Origin of the sequence: Leucobacter albus (assembly GCF_039528015.1) — a bacterium.
GTDB lineage: Bacteria > Actinomycetota > Actinomycetes > Actinomycetales > Microbacteriaceae > Leucobacter > Leucobacter albus.
Genome location: NZ_BAAAKZ010000010.1, coordinates 215,697 through 230,652, shown reverse-complemented (window position 1 = coordinate 230,652; position 14,956 = coordinate 215,697). Strand labels below are relative to the sequence as shown.

Here is a 14,956-nt window from a genome sequence, read left to right as displayed (position 1 = left end):
ACCCACCTGTAGAGCGACGTTCTTCGCTCGTAACGACGGCATGGCCGCGTGGCCGTGCCACCACAGTGGAGGTACTTCTGATGGCTACCGAAGACAAGAACACAACCGTTGCAGCTGACGCGACCGAGTCTCCAGCGCGCCGGGTTGCCCAGGCGACCGTGGGCTCCGCGCGAGTCGACCGCGTGCAGCCTAGCGGTGGCTCCAACGACGACCAGCACTCAGCTGGCCGCACCACGGTGGCCGAGGGCGTCGTCGCCAAAATCGCCGGCATCGCCGCGCGAGAGGTCGCAGGGGTGTATGCGCTCGGCGGCGGCGGGGCTCGCGCGCTCGGCGCGCTGCGAGACGCGGTGAACGCGACAGACCTCACCCAGGGGGTAAAGGTCGAGGTCGGCGAGACCCAGGCCGCGGCCGACATTACAATCGTCGTCGACTACCCGGCGCCCATGCAAGACGTCGCCGAGAATGTGCGCAACGCGGTCGCAGGCGCCATCAGCCGCATGGTCGGGCTCGAGGTCGTCGAGGTGAACATCGACGTCAACGACGTGCACCTGCCGAGCGACGACTCCGACGACGACTCCGAGTCGCGCGTCTCATGAGCGCCACAGTGACCGGGGCGCTGGCCGGCGCAGTGCTGGCCTTCGCCGGGCTCATCTTCGGGTTCTGGGGCTTTCTGCTCGTCGCGTTGCTCATGGGCGCAGGCGCGCTCGTTGGCCGCATGCTGTCGGGCGAGCTTGACGTTCGCGCCCTCGCCGGAGTGTTCAGCGGCAGGCGAACCTCGTCATGAGCAGCGCGACCGGTGGGGCGCCCAGCCACGCGACGGTCGCCCCTGTAGCCCCGGTCGGGGGCACCGTGCGCGTGCGCCCGCGGGCGCTCGAGAAGGCGGTCAGGGCGGCCTCCGCAGACCTGGCGGGCGCTCCTCGAGACGGGGTGAGCGTTGACATTGCGGAGTGGGGCGGCGGCCTGACTATTCGCGTTGCGACGAAGTTACCGATACCCGGGCTTGAGCAGAGCGAAGAGATTCGACACGAGACGCCGATCTTCGAGCGGGTGCGCGCGATGCAGATTGCCCTCGCGGAAGAGTTGGCCCGGCTGACGGGGCGAGACATTCGCCGCGTCTCGGTCACCGTGACCGGAGCCATCGTACCGGAGAGAAAGCGGGTGAGATAGATGGGCAACGCAGTGCTCACGCGCGTCGTGCGCAGGGAGATGCACTCGCCACGCACGGCCATTGCCGTCATCGTGTTGACGCTTGTCGCCATCGCTGCAGTGTACGCGGGCACCGAACTCGTGCTGCACCTGCTCGGCGCGAAGCCGCTGCTTGTCTCCCCGGGGGAGGCAACCACCTGGCTCGTTAACCTGCCAGGCGATGAGGGCTCGACGATGATCGCGGCGGGAGCCGCCGTCGCCGCGGCCATCGGCCTCGTGCTCATCGGGCTCGCGGTTGCGCCGGGAATGCGCTCCAGGCATCAGCTCGGCGCCGCGGCCCACGCGGTCGTCGTCGACAACGGCGTGGTCGCCTCTGCGGTGGCCGAGCGAGTGCGACGCGAGCTCGACCTCGCGCGCGATGGGGCGGTCGTTGGCATCGGCCATCGCAGCGCTGACGTCACGGTGCGGCCCGAACCTGGGCACACGGTCAACAGCTCGCAGGTGCGGGCCGTCGCCGAAGCGGCGCTTGCCGACTACGGGCTGCGGCCCGCGGTGCGCGTGCGGGCGAGGGTGCAGTCGCGCACACATCAGGGAGGTGCAGAGTGAACGCCACGAACCGCGGGGTCAACCGTGCCGTATTGCTGATCATCGGGCTGGCGCTGCTCGGAGCAGGAGGGGCCGCGCTCGCCGCCGCCGTGTGGCCGGCTGCCGCGACCCGCTGGGAGACCGCCATGGCGGGGGCGCAGGCCTGGCTGACAGCGGCCGAGGCGAGCACGCGGCTGCACGAGTCGACCACCGTGAGCTGGCTTGTCGTCGGTGCGCTCGCACTGCTGCTCGCCATCGTCGTGGTCGCGGTCGTGATCGTCGCGCGGCTCGGCGGGGGTCGAAGCACGACGGTGACCAGAGAAGACGCTGGCGAGGGCCCCCTCGGCGCAGTTACTATCGCCCACGGCTTCGCCGCAGACGCCCTCGCAGATTCGCTTGCGCGGCACGACGAGATTCTTGCCTCGCGCGTGAGTGCGGGGCGCGTTCGGGGGGAGAACGTGTTGCACGTGAGCGTGACCCCGCGGCAGAACGTCTCGCCCGTTGAGGTTGCGGCGCTCGTGGGAACCCTGATCGACAATCTCGAGCTGCTGACGGGCAAGCAGACACCCGCGTTCGTCTCGATTCACTCGAGCGTGCGGTCAAAGCTGGCGGCTGAGCAGCCGCGGGTGCGGTAGCGCGGTTGGCATGGTACCCGTCAACGACAGAGTTTCTGGCTGAATAACAGCGCGTGAACGAACGGTGAAAAAGCTCGCGGGAGTCGCAATGCGAAACGAGGATGAAAGCGGGGCGGCACCGCTGCTGCCCGAGCCCCTCCGACCGGTGGGACCCTTCGAGCGAGGGAGCAACGGATGAACGACGACCAAGACAGAAGCGCCCTAGAGCACGCCGACGATCGCATTCTGGCTGGGCGCGCCGCCGACGGAGACGCAGCGGCGTTCGCGGTGCTTGTGCGCAGGTACGCGCCCATGATGCGCGCCTACGCTCGGCGCATTCTTCCAGGAACAGCAGAGCTCGACGACGTGGTGCAGGAGGCCTGCATCGCCGCGTGGGAGCAGCTCGACACGATCGAACACCCCGACCGCGTGAAGAGCTGGCTCATGCGAATTACGAGCCGCAAGGCGATCGACCGCATTCGCTCGATTCGGCCGTGCTCCGATATTGAAACGCTCGAGATCTCGGTCTCGGCCAGCTCCGACCCTCCCCGCAGGGCCGAAGCGAACGCGGGTCTTGCCGCGCTCGCTGAAGCGCTGAACCAACTCCCCGAGAGCCAGCGGCAGTGCTGGGTGTTGCGAGAGATCGGGGAGTATAGCTACGACGAGATTGCCGAGGAGCTCGGCCTCTCGACTGCGACGGTGCGCGGGCAGCTCGCACGCGCACGCAAACACATCATTGTTCGAATGGAGGAGTGGCGGTGAACGCAAACGAACATCGCAGGCTCCTCGGGTTTGACCCCGAAGATCTTGATGGGCACACCATTGAGGAGCTCTCCGATTACCTCGAAGCGGGCCGTGTGCCCCCAGACCCGTTGATCGACGAATCTGCCAGCTGCCAGATCGCCCTCGAGGCGCTCGAGCGGCTCGGCCCACTCACGCAGCAGCTCTTCGCTGCAGACACGGCCGCCGAGGCGGGGGCCGATCAGGGCTGGGTGCAGCGCATCCTGTCGAGCATCTCTTTCGACGCGCGGGCCGGGCGCCGCATTCCCATCGCTCCGGCTGAGGCGGGCGCTGACCTTGGCATTACGGAGGGCGCGGTGCGCGGGCTTATTCGCGGCGCCGAGCGGGCTGCGCCAGGGGCGCTGCTCGGCAAGTGCACGCTCCACGGAGACATCACCGAGCCGGCCGCGCCGGTGAGCGTCAGCGTCGAGATGAGCGCACCGTACGGCGCGGCGGTCGTCGAGCTTGGCGAACTCGTTCGGGCCGAGATCGGCGCCTACCTCGCAGCACACACCACGCTGAACATCGTGTCGGTCGACGTCGTCGTTCGAGACATACACCGGGCACCCGCACAGACAGAGAATGGAACATGACCGAGGCAACTGCACCCCTGCTCGCTACCGAGATTGAGCGCTCGATTCTTGAGGTCGCAGGCGTGACCGGGCTCTTTCGCTCGGGGTCGGCCGTGTCGAAGCTGCTCGAGGCCGGGGAAGAACTCGTCGGAGGGCAACGGCGTGCCGATCCGCTCGTGCGCGTTGAGCGCACCGACGAGGGTGTGCGCGTTTCGGCATCGATCGGGGTGCGGCAGACGTCGAGCAGCGTCGACGTGCTGCGGCTCGCGCACCGCGAGGTCGCGACGCTGCTCGCCTCTTTCGAACTCCCCGTGGCGTCGATCGAGCTCACGGTCGTTCACGTGAACGGCGCACGCTAACCGCCGCGCGCTAACCGCCGCGCGCTAACCGCCGCGCGCGAAAGCGCTGCCCAGCAAGCTAGCGTAAAATCAGCGCAATGACCGAAACACCCGTTGGGGCCGTGCCCGAGCCGAGCGCAATCGACCCCGCGGAGCTGAACACCGCGCTGCGCGTGATTGCCGCGGCCGCGGCGCTGCCGAGCGAGCATCCCGATGTGGTTGCGATTCGCCGTGCAACGTCGGCGATGTACAAAGCGGCGAAGAGCGAGCGGCGCCGGGCGCAGCGCAACGAGATCGCCGAGGCGAACCGTCTGGTGATCGAGGCGACGGCGACCGGTGCCCGAGATCGCATCGACGACGAGACGCGCGGGCTCACGCTCACCGCGACCTCGGAGGCGAAGTTTGTTGGGGAGCTGCGACGCGCGCAGGCCTGCTACATCTGCAAACAGCCATACACCAAGGTCGAATCGTTCTACCACCAGCTCTGCCCGAGCTGCGCCGAGTTCAGCCACGGCAAGCGCAACGCCCGCACCGACCTCAGCGGCAAGCGCGCGCTGCTCACCGGCGGGCGGGCGAAGATCGGCATGCATATCGCGCTGCGGCTGCTGCGCGACGGGGCGCACACCACCATCACCACCCGCTTCCCGCGCGACGCAGCGCGCCGGTTCGCCTCGCTGCCAGACTCGGCCGAGTGGATCGACAGGCTGCGCATCGTCGGCATCGACCTGCGCGACCCGTCTCAGGTCGTCGCGCTCGCCGACTCGGTCGCGGCGCGCGGCCCCCTCGATATTCTCATCAACAACGCGGCGCAAACGGTGCGGCGTTCGCCGGGCTCATACTCGCTGCTCGCCGACGCGGAGTCGCAGCCGCTGCCGGCTGGCGTGTTCCCCGAGACAGAGTCGCTCGGGCACCCGGCAGAGCTGCACCCGCGCGCGCTGCAGTCGTCGGTTGGCGCAGACGGCACCGTGTCGCTCGATGCGTTCTCGAGCGCAGCCCTGGCCGGCACGGTCGCGGCTGGCCTCACGACGCACCGCAGCGCCGAAGACCTCACGGCGCTCGCGATGTCTGCCGGCTCATCGTCGCTTGAGAAGCACGCCGACGGCTCGGCGATCGATGCGGGCGGGCTCGTGCCAGACGTCGCCCACGTGAACAGCTGGGTGCAGCACGTGCACGAGGTCGACCCCATCGAGATGCTCGAGGTGCAGCTGTGCAACTCGACGGCCCCGTTTATTCTCATCAGCCGGTTGCGGGCCGCGATGGCGGCGTCGCCCGCGCGGCGCACCTACGTGGTCAACGTGTCGGCGATGGAGGGGCAGTTCGCGCGCAAGTACAAGGGCCCGGGCCACCCGCACACGAACATGGCGAAGGCCGCGCTGAACATGCTCACCCGCACGAGCGCGGAGGAGATGTTCGAAACCGACGGCATCTTGATGACGGCGGTCGATACGGGGTGGATCACCGACGAGCGCCCGCACTTCACGAAGCTCCGCATGGCCGAGGAGGGGTTTCACGCCCCGCTCGATCTCGTCGACGGCGCCGCCCGCGTCTACGACCCGATCGTGCGCGGCGAGGCGGGCGAAGACCTCTACGGCTGCTTCGTGAAAGACTACGAGCCGAGCCCCTGGTAGCGCTCCAGCGCCGGGCCCGAAGCGGCTGAACGGGCGTACAAAGTGCGATTTATACCCGAGCTGACTCGGCCCACACAAGCCTCTTGAGCGGGCCTTGAGGTTACTCACAAATAGTCGGCCCGACACGCTGGGAATGTTTGACTTGAGTCATCTATTTCGAGAGTCTCGAAGGTGGCCTGAGTTGCGCTCAGCCTCGCGAAGTCGCGAATGTTCACGGCGGTCATTGGGGACCGATGAAGGAGATTAATGCAATGAGGCATAAGCCTATTGCGGTGGCGCTGGGAGCGTCATTGGTACTGTCGCTTGGGGTCGGGGTGAGTCTGCCGACGGCGAGTGCTGCCGAGGAGCAGTTCCAGCCGAGCACCACCTACGACCTGTCGCTCACGGAGGCCGATCGCGCAGCGATTCACGCCGAGGTCGAGGCGCTCACCGGGCGCGTCGCCAAGGCGCGCGCCGGCGACGGCTCGTACGACCCGCTCAGCCTCGTCGGAGCAATGCTCGACGGCTCGAGCTACGATTCGATCTCGCGCGGCAAGGGGAGCGAAGCGGTGCCGACCGCCTACCCGTTCGCCGTCGGCAACAACGAGCAGAACCAGTACGAGTACGACCGCAAGGTCGCGAAGCTCGCCTGGGTCGTGAAGCTCGGCCAAGACCTCGGCTTCCCCGTCGTCGTGCAGCGGCAGGAAGACAAGTACGTCTACGTCGAAATCGGTGACCCCGAGGCCCCCGAGATGATCTCGGCGCTCAGCCACCTCGACTCTCCGACATCGTCGGTGTCGGCGGCGCAGCTCGAGCGCTGGCGCGACGCCGACGGCAACCTCGGCACCGAGGGCGCCTACCACTCGCCGTACATTCAAGACGGCTGGATTTACGGCGCCGGTATTCAAGACGACAGCGGCCCGACGCTCGCGACGATGTTCGCGGCGAAGGCGCTGCTCGAGGCCGGCCTGCCGCTCGACCGCCGCATTCGCATCACGATGGGCGTCTACGAAGACGGCGGCCCCGGCACCCCGACCGCTGCCGACACGGCAACGTTCCAGTCGATCCCGTACAACGCGAACCCGAGCTTCTACGACAACTGGGCCTACAAGAACCTCAACCGCGAAGAGACGCCGATCGCGGCGTACACCTCTGACTCGCGCTTCCCGGTGATCATCGGCAACACAAGCGCGGTGACCCCGAATGTGTCGATGGATCTGTCGGCCGACGCAGGGAAGGCGTTTAGTCTGACGGGCGCGACGGCCGGTGTGACGCTCCGCGAGGGCGACCCGACGCTGAAAGACATCGCGTACGGCAGCACGACACAGGTGGCCTCGCGCGCGATCTTTACGCTCAGCCTCGCGGGCGTCGAAGACACCGATCGCGAGCGCTTTGTCGCGGCCGTGACCGACGCGGCGACCGCGAAGAGCTGGCTGCCCGCGGCCGAGCACACGACGCCGAAGGTGCAGACGAGCATCGCCGACGACGCGCTCACGCTCGAGATCAACACCGGCCTGACGATGGAGATGCCGACACCGCAGTACGGCAAGAACGCCGTCGTGTGGGGCATGTCGCTCATCAACAGCGCGCTCGACGCCATGGGGGTCACCCCAGACGAGCTGCGCCTCAAGCAGGCGGCAGCCGGCCTCTCCGACCTGTTCTTCCGCGGTGAGGTCGAGGGCGAGGCCTACCTCGGCAAGTACCTGGGCATTCCCGAGAACCTGCTGCGCAACCCGGCCAACGGCGCCCCGAACCTCACGTTCGCGCTAATGGGCGGCATCAAAGACGAGAAGCCAGCGCCGTTCTACACGGCCGCCACCGGCGCCCTCGACATTCCGCTCTTTATTCGCAGCATGCACGTCACCGAGGCCGACTCGGCCCAGGCGATGACCGCGGTCAGGGCCGCGTTCGAGGGGCAGGGCTTTGCGATCGGCGATCTGAAGGCGCCGATCGGTCAGGGCCTCTACGTCACGCACGACAACCCGCTCACTGCGCTGCAGTTCGCGAGCTACGAGGCGTCGATCAACCACGACCCCGCGTCGTTCGACGGCCCGGCACAGCTCAGCGACATCGTCTACCCGCTCGGCACCACCGGCGGCACGCTCGCGAGCAACTTCCGCAACAAGATGACCGCGTTCGGCGCGGTGATTCCGGGCAACGAGCGCTGGTGGCACACCGCCAACGAGCGCATGGGCGTCGAGTCTGCCGTGCAGATGACGAAGATGATGGCTGACGCGATGCTCGAGATGGCCCGCTACAGCGGCCCGGCCGGCGCGCAGTTCATGTGGGCCGACATGCCTGGCCTGAACGCGAACCGCTCAGATCTCGATCTGCTCGACGTGACGATCGGCACGTTCGCAGACGCCTCGGCTGCGGTCACCCCTGAGCACCTCGACTCGCAGGCACTCCTCGGCGCGACCTCGTTCAACATTCCGATGTGGGACGGCCGTGGCAACACCACTAAGTCGGCCGCGTCGTACGACCTCGGGCACGAAAAGGGCGGCGTCTACCTGCCCCTCGATGACCCCGAGTACCTCGACAGCACCTACGTCGCGCCGATGCGGCTCGAGTTCAAGGTGGAGCGCCCGGCGCACATGAGCGACGAGGTCTGGGCCAAGTTCGTCGACGGCGGCTACGGCGACTTCGCGTTCAACATCATCGTTGACGGCCAACCCGTGGAGCTCGCGGTGCCCGAGGGGCAAGACGCCTCGCAGTTCTTCTCGTCGCGCTCTGCCGAGACCGACCCGAACGCAATTTACCTCTCGGTCAACCTCGCGATCACCGACTCCGACTACAGCGGTGTCGAGGCGATCGTCGCCGACTCGAAGACCGACATGTACACGGTGAACCCCGAGTTCTTGAAGACGAACGAAGACCCGTTCCCCGAGCGCGGCAAGATCGAGAAGCGCGGCTTCTTCACGTTCGGCGACGGCGCGAAGAACGCGGAGTTCTCGTCGCCAGAGGCGGTCTACGTCTCGATCGACAACGCCGTCATCGACACGAAGGTGTCGACCGAGGTTGTGAAGGAGGGCGCGCAGAGTCGCCTCACCATCACGCTCACGAACACCCACATTGACGGCACCGAGTCGACCGAGTCTGAGTCGTTCCTCATCGACGGCGATAACGTCGCTGGCAGCTACACCGTCGGCGACACTGTGGTGCACGTCGATTCGAAGGGCAATGTGCTCGACGGCGCTCCCGACACGGTTGTCATCGTGCGCGACTCGAAGGGTAACGTCTTCGAGGGTGCGACCGTCGACGCGAACGGCAAGTGGGTCATCACCGGTGAGGTGCCGTGTGGCGAAACGCTCACCGCGGTGAAGCGCGCAGGTGACGGGCCTGAGACCGAGGCCGCCGAGCCCTACAAGGCCGAGGCCTGTGGCACCGACGGTGGCGGCACCGGGCCAGGCAGCGGCAACGGCGACGGCAAGGGTGGCGGCAACGGCAAGGGTAGCGATGTTGCGGCGACCGGTGGGCTCCCGCTCGCCGGCCTCGCTGGCGGCGCGGCCCTGATCCTGCTTCTCGGCGGCACGCTCGTGGTGCTGTCGCGTCGCAAGCTGCGCCAGTAGCAGGGCACGCGCGTCGCTGAGGGCGCGCGGCCCCTTGCACGGGCCGGGGTGGTGAGATCTGCGGATCCGCCACCCCGGCCCTGCCCGTTCTCGGCCCGAGGCGCGCGGCCACATTCCCCGCCCGGCCCCGCTGCGCCACCCGCGAGAGCGCGCTCCGCTGGCTCCCACCTTGGCGGCCAGCCAGTAGTGAATAATGTGGGTATGCAGTCAGCCTCACGCCTGCCGCACCTCGTGCGGGGAACGAGCGCTGCTGCCATCGCAACCTTCGCGGCGCTGTTCTCGCACGTGCTTGCGGGCGGGGCGATGCCCGAGCCGCTCGGCATCTGCGTGCCCTTCGTGCTCTCCCTGCTCGTGAGTGTGCTGCTCGCGGGGAGGCGGCTGTCGCTCGCGCGGCTCTCGCTGTCGGTCGTCGCGAGCCAGACGCTGTTTCACACGCTGTTCGTGCTCGGTGCGCCGAGTTCGAGCGGCGGGCCGGCGGCGGCGCTGGCGAACGCGCACCAGCACCACGGCGCGGCCGCGATGCCGATGCCGCTGGTGACCGACCAGCAGGCGGCGCTTATTCAGGGCGACGCCGTGATGTGGTTCTCGCACATTGTCGGCGCGGTCATTACGATTCTCTTCCTCTACCGCGGCGAGCAGGCTATTCACGCCCTGCGGGCGCTCGGCGAGCGCCTCGTCGCGTGGGCCCAGCACGGCCTCACCGAACCGCTCAGTGTTCCCGCGGTGTTTCGGCGAACTGCTGCCCCAACGATCGGCGCGGGCGAGACCGCGGGCTGGGCGGTGCTGGCCCAGCTCACGGCGTCGGCTCGCTCCCTTCGCGGCCCGCCCCGGCCCCGCGGGGCCGCCAGCTAACACCCGCCGCGGCCCCACGCAGCATCTCCATTTTCTGCACCGCGCAGGGCCATGCCCCGGCGCGGTGCCCGGCCGACGCCACACGCGTGCGGCCGGAGATTTGCATGCTTGAAAGGCACACAATGTTGAAGAATTACACTCGCGCGACCCGTTTTGGTGTTGTGCTCGCCGCGGCACTCATCGCCCTCACCGGCTGCTCCGGCGGCGCGGGCGGTGACACGAAGAGCGCCCAGCAGACGGGCGCTCAGGCCGCAGACTCGGTGACCATCGAAGAGGCCTGGGTGAAGTCGGCCGGGCCAGGCGACATGACCGCTGGCTTCGGCGTGCTCGAGAACTCGAGCGACACCGATGTGAACGTCGTCTCGGTCTCGTCGGCGGCGTCTCCCATGATGGAGCTGCACGAGACCGTCGCGAACGAGTCGGGCCAGATGGTGATGCGCGAGGTCGAGGGCGGCTTCGTGATTCCCGCCGGAGGCAAGCTCGTGCTCGAGCCCGCAGGCAACCACATCATGCTCATGGACCTGCCCGAGGCTGTGACGGCGGGCGACGACGTCACGTTCACGCTCACCTTCGCCGACGGCTCGACCCTCGACTTCACCGCGATCGTGAAAGACTACGCTGGCGCGAACGAGAACTACGAGGGCGGCCACGGCGAGATGAGTCACGGCGCCGAGCACGGCGCCGAGCAAGGCGCCGCCTCCGGTGAGGCAGCCGACTCTGCGCACGACGCCCACAGCGGTCACTGAGCACCGCGGTGACGACAACGGTTACGGCGCCCGCGGCGGGCTCACCAGCCCCGCCGCGGGCGCCCCGCGCCAAGCCGCAGCGGGGCTGGTTCGCCCAGCTCATGCTGCGGCTACACTTCTACGCCGGCGTGCTCGTCGGCCCGTTCATTCTCGTCGCGGCTGTCTCGGGCGGCCTCTACGCACTTGCCCCGACGGCCGAGCAGATCGTGTATTCGCACGAGCTGCGCGCCCCGGCGAGTGACACGCAGCTGCCGCTCGCCGAGCAGATTCGCGCCGCGCAATCGCACATCGGCGACGGCGGCGCGCTCAGCGCGGTGCGACCGGCACCCGAGCCGGGGCAGACGACCCGCGTGATGTTCGCCACCCCCGGCCTCGGCCCGAGCGAATCGACGGCGGTGTTTGTCGACCCGGCGACGGCCGAGATTCGCGGCGAGCTCGTTGCCTATGGCTCGAGCGGTGCCCTGCCGCTGCGCACCTGGGTGTCGAGCCTGCACCGCAACCTGAACCTCGGCGAGCCGGGCCGCGTCTACAGCGAGCTCGCCGCGTCGTGGCTCGGCATCATCGCGCTGGCGGGGTTGGGGCTCTGGGTCGTGCGCGTGCGCAAGTCGCGCACGAAGAAGGATTTCGTGCGCCCGAACCGCAGATACCGCGGCTACCGCAAATCACTGAGCTGGCACACCTCGCTCGGCATCTGGGTGCTGCTCGGTGCGCTGTTTCTCTCGGCGACCGGCATCACCTGGTCGCAGTACGGGGGAGGCAACGTCGGAACGGTGCGACACGCGCTCGGCGGCGCGACGCCCGCGGTGAACACGAACCTCGACGGTGCCCCTGCTGGCGGTGACGAGCATGCGCACCACCACGGCCCCGTCGCTGCCCCGACCGGGGAGGCAAACCCCGACACGTTCGACGCGATGCTCGCGATCGCGCAGCGCATCAATGTGAACACGGGGCAGGTCGAGATCTCGCCGCCGGCGGCACCGGGGCAGGCCTGGGTCGTGAAAGAGATTCAGGCGAAGTACCCGACAGAGGTCGACGCGGTTGCGATCAACGGCAGCACGATGGAGGTGGTGGATCGGGTCGACTTCGCCGGCTTCTCGCCGCTCGCCAAGCTCAGCCGCTGGGGCATCGACCTGCACATGGGGGTGATGTTCGGTCTGGTGAACCAGATCGTGCTGTTCTTCATCGCCGCGGGGATCGCGACCCTCGTTGTGCTCGGGTACCTCATGTGGTGGCGCAGGCGCCCGACGCGCAGCTCCCCGCTCGAGTTCGCGAGCCCGCCGCGGCGCGGCGTGATTCGCGGCGCGCCGTGGTGGGGAGTAGGGCTCGTGTTGCTCGCGGCCGCCGGCGTCGGCGTGCTGCTCCCGTTCGTGGGGTGGACGCTCGTCGGGTTCGTGGTTGTTGACACGCTCGTCGGGGTGGTGCGCCAGCGGCGGGCGTTGGCGCACGCCGGCCCGGGTGCCGAGCGGAAGCCGGGCTAGCCGCTGCGCGCTGAACGAGCAAAGCGGCGCGGCCGGCGGTGGGAGGGGAGACCTGAATCTCCCGAACTCCGCCGGCCGCGTCGTGCAAATTGCGCACGGCGCTCGTCAAATCGCGCACACTTCGGCCCGCTCTGGCAGGTGGGGTTGCGCGCGATTCTAGGCTTGCTGGCATGTCTTCTCGTCTGCCCTCTCCAAGGCGCACCACTGCTGGCGCGCCCACACCTGTTCGAACTGGCCGCGCCCGTGCGCGCAAAGCCGTTGCCGCCGTCGCGCTTGCCGCGCTGAGCCTGGGCGGAGCCGGGCTCGCCGGCGCGTCACCCGCGCTTGCGGCGCAGGATGCCCCCGGCGCCCTTGCCGCGCCTGAGGCCCCCGCAGCCTCGCCACAGCAGAACACGGCTACGGTGTCAACGGCATCGTTCGTGGAGCTGAGCAACGGCCCACTCGTTTACGGTCTGCCCGGAATCTTCACGTTTCGGGTCGAGATGAGCGCGCATGCATTTGTCGGTGTTGTGCCAGTTGCGCTGATCGTCGACGGTGTCGAGGTCGGCGCAGGCGCAGTCATCAGCTTTGATGGGATGAAGTATTTCGGCATGCTGCCGGCCGTCTACAGCCTCAGCGCCGGCGAGCACACGATCTCTGCCCGGTTCGACGGTGCAGAGTCGATTGCGCCGGGTCGCCCGGCGGCACTCCCGTCGGTGAGCGAGCCCTTCACCGTGACCGTCGCGCAGGCGTCAACATCGACCGAAATTGTCAGTGCGCCAGCTGCGGCTCACGCATTCGAACGCATCACGGTGAACGCCAAAGTCACGCCGGCGCCCCTGGTGCTGCCCGAAAAGCCGGGGGCTCCCGGCATCGCCGGCACCGCGCAACTGCTCGCCGACGGGGTAAGCATCGCAGAGGCTCCGGTGCCGGCGAACGGCGATGTCACGTTTGCGGGCGTTGAGGTGCCGGGTGCGACGACAGTGCTTTCTGTCTCATACCTTGGCAGCGCGAGCGGCAACTACGCGCCCTCGAGCTCGGCTCCATCCCAGATCACGGTAAGCGAGGTCGAGACCACAACCAGCCTGCGTGCCGCGCGGGCCGACGTGCGCTCGGGCGTTGTCGCGAAGCTGACGGCCGAGGTGCGCAGCGTCGGCGCTGACGTGACGGCAGACCCGCGCGGCGGCATCGAGATTCTCGTCGACGGCAACGCTGTCTTCACCGTGCCGACCGCGACCGACAGCGACGGCGTCGAGGGTGACGGCGCCGCTAGGTTCGAGCTCGACTTCGATACCTTCGACCTGCCGCTGGGGGAGCACCAGCTCGCCGCGCGCTTCGTGCCGGTGCCGGGGTTTGTGGGTTCGACGAGCGCGCCGACACAGCTCAAGGTGAACGGTGTCGAGACGCAGCTCGCTGTCGAGTCGGAGCGGGCGACGGGCACCCCTGAGCGGCCCGCGACGGTGCGGGTGGTGGCCTCGATTGTGCCTGAGCTGGAACCTGAGGGGCCTGGCGGGCCGGGCGAGTCAGAGGGCCCAGTGCTCACCCGTGCGGCAGCTGAGCCGCTGAGCGACGCCAACCCCGAGGCCGCGCTCGTCGGCGGAGTGGTGCAGGCATTCAGCGGTGACGCTCCTGTCGGTCAGCCCGTCACCCTCACCGAGGGCCGCGGCGAGGTGGTGCTCGCGGGCCTTGGGGTTGGCACGCACAGTGTCGAACTGCGCTTCACCCCGAGCGATGCGCGACAGCTCGCGAGCTCGGCCACAGTCGCAGTCACCATTGCTTCGACCCCGGCCCCCGGCGGCGGTACGAAGACCCCCGGTGCGGGCACAGCCTCGAAGACCGACGCGCTGAGCAAGACCGGTGGCTCCGCGAGCTCGAGCGTCGCGGTCGGCGCGGGCGTGCTCCTACTGGGTGCGGCAGCGGTCATCGCTGGCGCAGTGCGTCGCCGAGCCCAAACCGCTCACGCGGAGTAGCGGAGTAGACGGGAATGGGTGTGGGCGGCATGCAACGCATACCACCCACACCCATTCCGCGCGGCGACCGATCCACACCGCGCGGTTGGCCACGCCAACCACACCGGGCTTGTCGGTGAGCGGGTCAGCGAATGACTGAGACGCCGAGCGTCGCGAGCACGGCGAAGATCACGCCCCACATGATGATCGAAATGATTTGCCAGAGAATCACCTGGTTTTTCGGGGCGCCGAACGAGATCATCGCGGCCGAGGTGATCTGGCTGGGGAGCAGGGTCTGCCCGAGCAGGCTCACGCCCGGCACGCCGTACCTGTCGAATCGCTCCTTGAGCTTCGCGCGGCGGGGGCTGAGCTCAGCCGTCGCCTTGCCAGCGACGACCTTGGAGCGCACGCTGTGGGCGACAAACACGAATGCGAGCATCGAGATCACGTTGCCCACGACGGCCGCGGCGACGACGATCACGGGGTTGAGCCCGGCGATAATGCCAACGGCCGAGCCGATATACGATTCGAGGAATGGCACAGCGCCGATGAGCAAGATGCCGAACCACTGCAGAAACTCGGGGAGCGAAGCGGTGAATTCTTGGAGCGAGTCGAGCATGGCGACCTTTCGGGAAGCGGCGTGATTCGAACGAAACGCGCCGAGGCGATTGCGGCGGTTGCCGCGGTACCTCAATGCTCTCGTGGCTCGAGCGGCGCGCCCAGTGCCGCGGTGTCACGCCT

General features: G+C 68.4%; 15 protein-coding genes. 14 read left to right on the top strand and 1 reads right to left on the bottom strand.

What is annotated here, in order from left to right; genetic code table 11:
- Positions 1–80 precede the first annotated feature (80 nt).
- The 14 genes from ABD115_RS12130 (at position 81) to ABD115_RS12065 (ending at position 14,236) form a co-directional block, all read left to right on the top strand.
- Positions 81–596 carry an Asp23/Gls24 family envelope stress response protein gene (locus ABD115_RS12130; RefSeq protein ID WP_343961160.1) on the top strand — a complete coding sequence of 172 codons (516 nt, stop codon included), beginning with the start codon at positions 81–83 and terminating at the stop codon, positions 594–596.
- Positions 593–784: a DUF2273 domain-containing protein gene (locus tag ABD115_RS12125; protein WP_343961158.1), complete on the top strand. Its 192-nt coding sequence runs from the start codon at positions 593–595 to the stop codon at positions 782–784. Before ABD115_RS12130 ends, ABD115_RS12125 begins: the two co-directional genes overlap by 4 nt.
- Positions 781–1,167 carry an NTP pyrophosphohydrolase gene (locus ABD115_RS12120; protein ID WP_343961156.1) on the top strand — a complete coding sequence of 129 codons (387 nt, stop codon included), beginning with the start codon at positions 781–783 and terminating at the stop codon, positions 1,165–1,167. The genes ABD115_RS12125 and ABD115_RS12120 overlap by 4 nt, the downstream gene beginning before the upstream one ends.
- Positions 1,168–1,752, top strand: coding sequence for a DNA/RNA endonuclease G (locus ABD115_RS12115; protein ID WP_343961154.1), 585 nt, complete (start codon positions 1,168–1,170; stop codon positions 1,750–1,752).
- Entirely contained in the window at positions 1,749–2,366 is a 618-nt protein-coding gene (locus ABD115_RS12110; RefSeq protein ID WP_343961152.1) for a hypothetical protein, read from the top strand. The genes ABD115_RS12115 and ABD115_RS12110 overlap by 4 nt, the downstream gene beginning before the upstream one ends.
- Before the next feature lie 174 nt (positions 2,367–2,540).
- Complete coding sequence (locus tag ABD115_RS12105; RefSeq protein ID WP_343961149.1) at positions 2,541–3,107, top strand: RNA polymerase sigma factor; 567 nt, start codon at positions 2,541–2,543, stop codon at positions 3,105–3,107.
- Positions 3,104–3,718 carry a hypothetical protein gene (locus ABD115_RS12100; RefSeq protein WP_343961146.1) on the top strand — a complete coding sequence of 205 codons (615 nt, stop codon included), beginning with the start codon at positions 3,104–3,106 and terminating at the stop codon, positions 3,716–3,718. The genes ABD115_RS12105 and ABD115_RS12100 overlap by 4 nt, the downstream gene beginning before the upstream one ends.
- On the top strand, positions 3,715–4,056 hold the full coding sequence (locus ABD115_RS12095; RefSeq protein WP_343961144.1) for a hypothetical protein: 342 nt from the start codon (positions 3,715–3,717) through the stop codon (positions 4,054–4,056). The genes ABD115_RS12100 and ABD115_RS12095 overlap by 4 nt, the downstream gene beginning before the upstream one ends.
- Positions 4,057–4,133: 77 nt before the next feature.
- On the top strand, positions 4,134–5,663 hold the full coding sequence (locus ABD115_RS12090) for an SDR family NAD(P)-dependent oxidoreductase (RefSeq protein ID WP_343961142.1): 1,530 nt from the start codon (positions 4,134–4,136) through the stop codon (positions 5,661–5,663).
- Positions 5,664–5,914: 251 nt separating this feature from the next.
- Positions 5,915–9,211, top strand: a complete 3,297-nt coding sequence (locus ABD115_RS12085; RefSeq protein ID WP_343961140.1) for a M20/M25/M40 family metallo-hydrolase — start codon at positions 5,915–5,917, stop codon at positions 9,209–9,211.
- A gap of 201 nt (positions 9,212–9,412) precedes the next feature.
- Entirely contained in the window at positions 9,413–10,063 is a 651-nt protein-coding gene (locus ABD115_RS12080; protein ID WP_343961138.1) for a hypothetical protein, read from the top strand.
- A gap of 122 nt (positions 10,064–10,185) precedes the next feature.
- Positions 10,186–10,809 carry a copper chaperone PCu(A)C gene (locus ABD115_RS12075; protein ID WP_343961136.1) on the top strand — a complete coding sequence of 208 codons (624 nt, stop codon included), beginning with the start codon at positions 10,186–10,188 and terminating at the stop codon, positions 10,807–10,809.
- 101 nt (positions 10,810–10,910) lie between these two features.
- Entirely contained in the window at positions 10,911–12,287 is a 1,377-nt protein-coding gene (locus ABD115_RS12070; RefSeq protein ID WP_382388973.1) for a PepSY-associated TM helix domain-containing protein, read from the top strand.
- Positions 12,288–12,457: 170 nt separating this feature from the next.
- Positions 12,458–14,236, top strand: a complete 1,779-nt coding sequence (locus ABD115_RS12065) for a hypothetical protein (protein ID WP_343961132.1) — start codon at positions 12,458–12,460, stop codon at positions 14,234–14,236.
- Between the two features lie 124 nt (positions 14,237–14,360).
- Here the strand turns inward: ABD115_RS12065 and ABD115_RS12060 are convergent, their stop codons facing one another.
- Positions 14,361–14,834: a small multi-drug export protein gene (locus tag ABD115_RS12060; RefSeq protein ID WP_343961130.1), complete on the bottom strand. Its 474-nt coding sequence runs from the start codon at positions 14,832–14,834 to the stop codon at positions 14,361–14,363.
- Between the last annotated feature and the right edge of the window lie 122 nt (positions 14,835–14,956).

What these genes read in the sequence shown, in the direction of transcription:
- ABD115_RS12130 (WP_343961160.1), top strand. Translation starts at nt 81, where the DNA reads ATGGCTACCGAAGACAAGAACACAACCGTTGCAGCTGACGCGACCGAG.
- ABD115_RS12125 (WP_343961158.1), top strand. Translation starts at nt 593, where the DNA reads ATGAGCGCCACAGTGACCGGGGCGCTGGCCGGCGCAGTGCTGGCCTTC.
- ABD115_RS12080 (WP_343961138.1), top strand. Translation starts at nt 9,413, where the DNA reads ATGCAGTCAGCCTCACGCCTGCCGCACCTCGTGCGGGGAACGAGCGCT.
- ABD115_RS12085 (WP_343961140.1), top strand. Translation starts at nt 5,915, where the DNA reads ATGAGGCATAAGCCTATTGCGGTGGCGCTGGGAGCGTCATTGGTACTG.
- ABD115_RS12090 (WP_343961142.1), top strand. Translation starts at nt 4,134, where the DNA reads ATGACCGAAACACCCGTTGGGGCCGTGCCCGAGCCGAGCGCAATCGAC.
- ABD115_RS12070 (WP_382388973.1), top strand. Translation starts at nt 10,911, where the DNA reads ATGCTGCGGCTACACTTCTACGCCGGCGTGCTCGTCGGCCCGTTCATT.
- ABD115_RS12095 (WP_343961144.1), top strand. Translation starts at nt 3,715, where the DNA reads ATGACCGAGGCAACTGCACCCCTGCTCGCTACCGAGATTGAGCGCTCG.
- ABD115_RS12115 (WP_343961154.1), top strand. Translation starts at nt 1,168, where the DNA reads ATGGGCAACGCAGTGCTCACGCGCGTCGTGCGCAGGGAGATGCACTCG.
- ABD115_RS12120 (WP_343961156.1), top strand. Translation starts at nt 781, where the DNA reads ATGAGCAGCGCGACCGGTGGGGCGCCCAGCCACGCGACGGTCGCCCCT.
- ABD115_RS12060 (WP_343961130.1), bottom strand. Translation starts at nt 14,834, where the DNA reads ATGCTCGACTCGCTCCAAGAATTCACCGCTTCGCTCCCCGAGTTTCTG.
- ABD115_RS12075 (WP_343961136.1), top strand. Translation starts at nt 10,186, where the DNA reads ATGTTGAAGAATTACACTCGCGCGACCCGTTTTGGTGTTGTGCTCGCC.
- ABD115_RS12105 (WP_343961149.1), top strand. Translation starts at nt 2,541, where the DNA reads ATGAACGACGACCAAGACAGAAGCGCCCTAGAGCACGCCGACGATCGC.
- ABD115_RS12065 (WP_343961132.1), top strand. Translation starts at nt 12,458, where the DNA reads ATGTCTTCTCGTCTGCCCTCTCCAAGGCGCACCACTGCTGGCGCGCCC.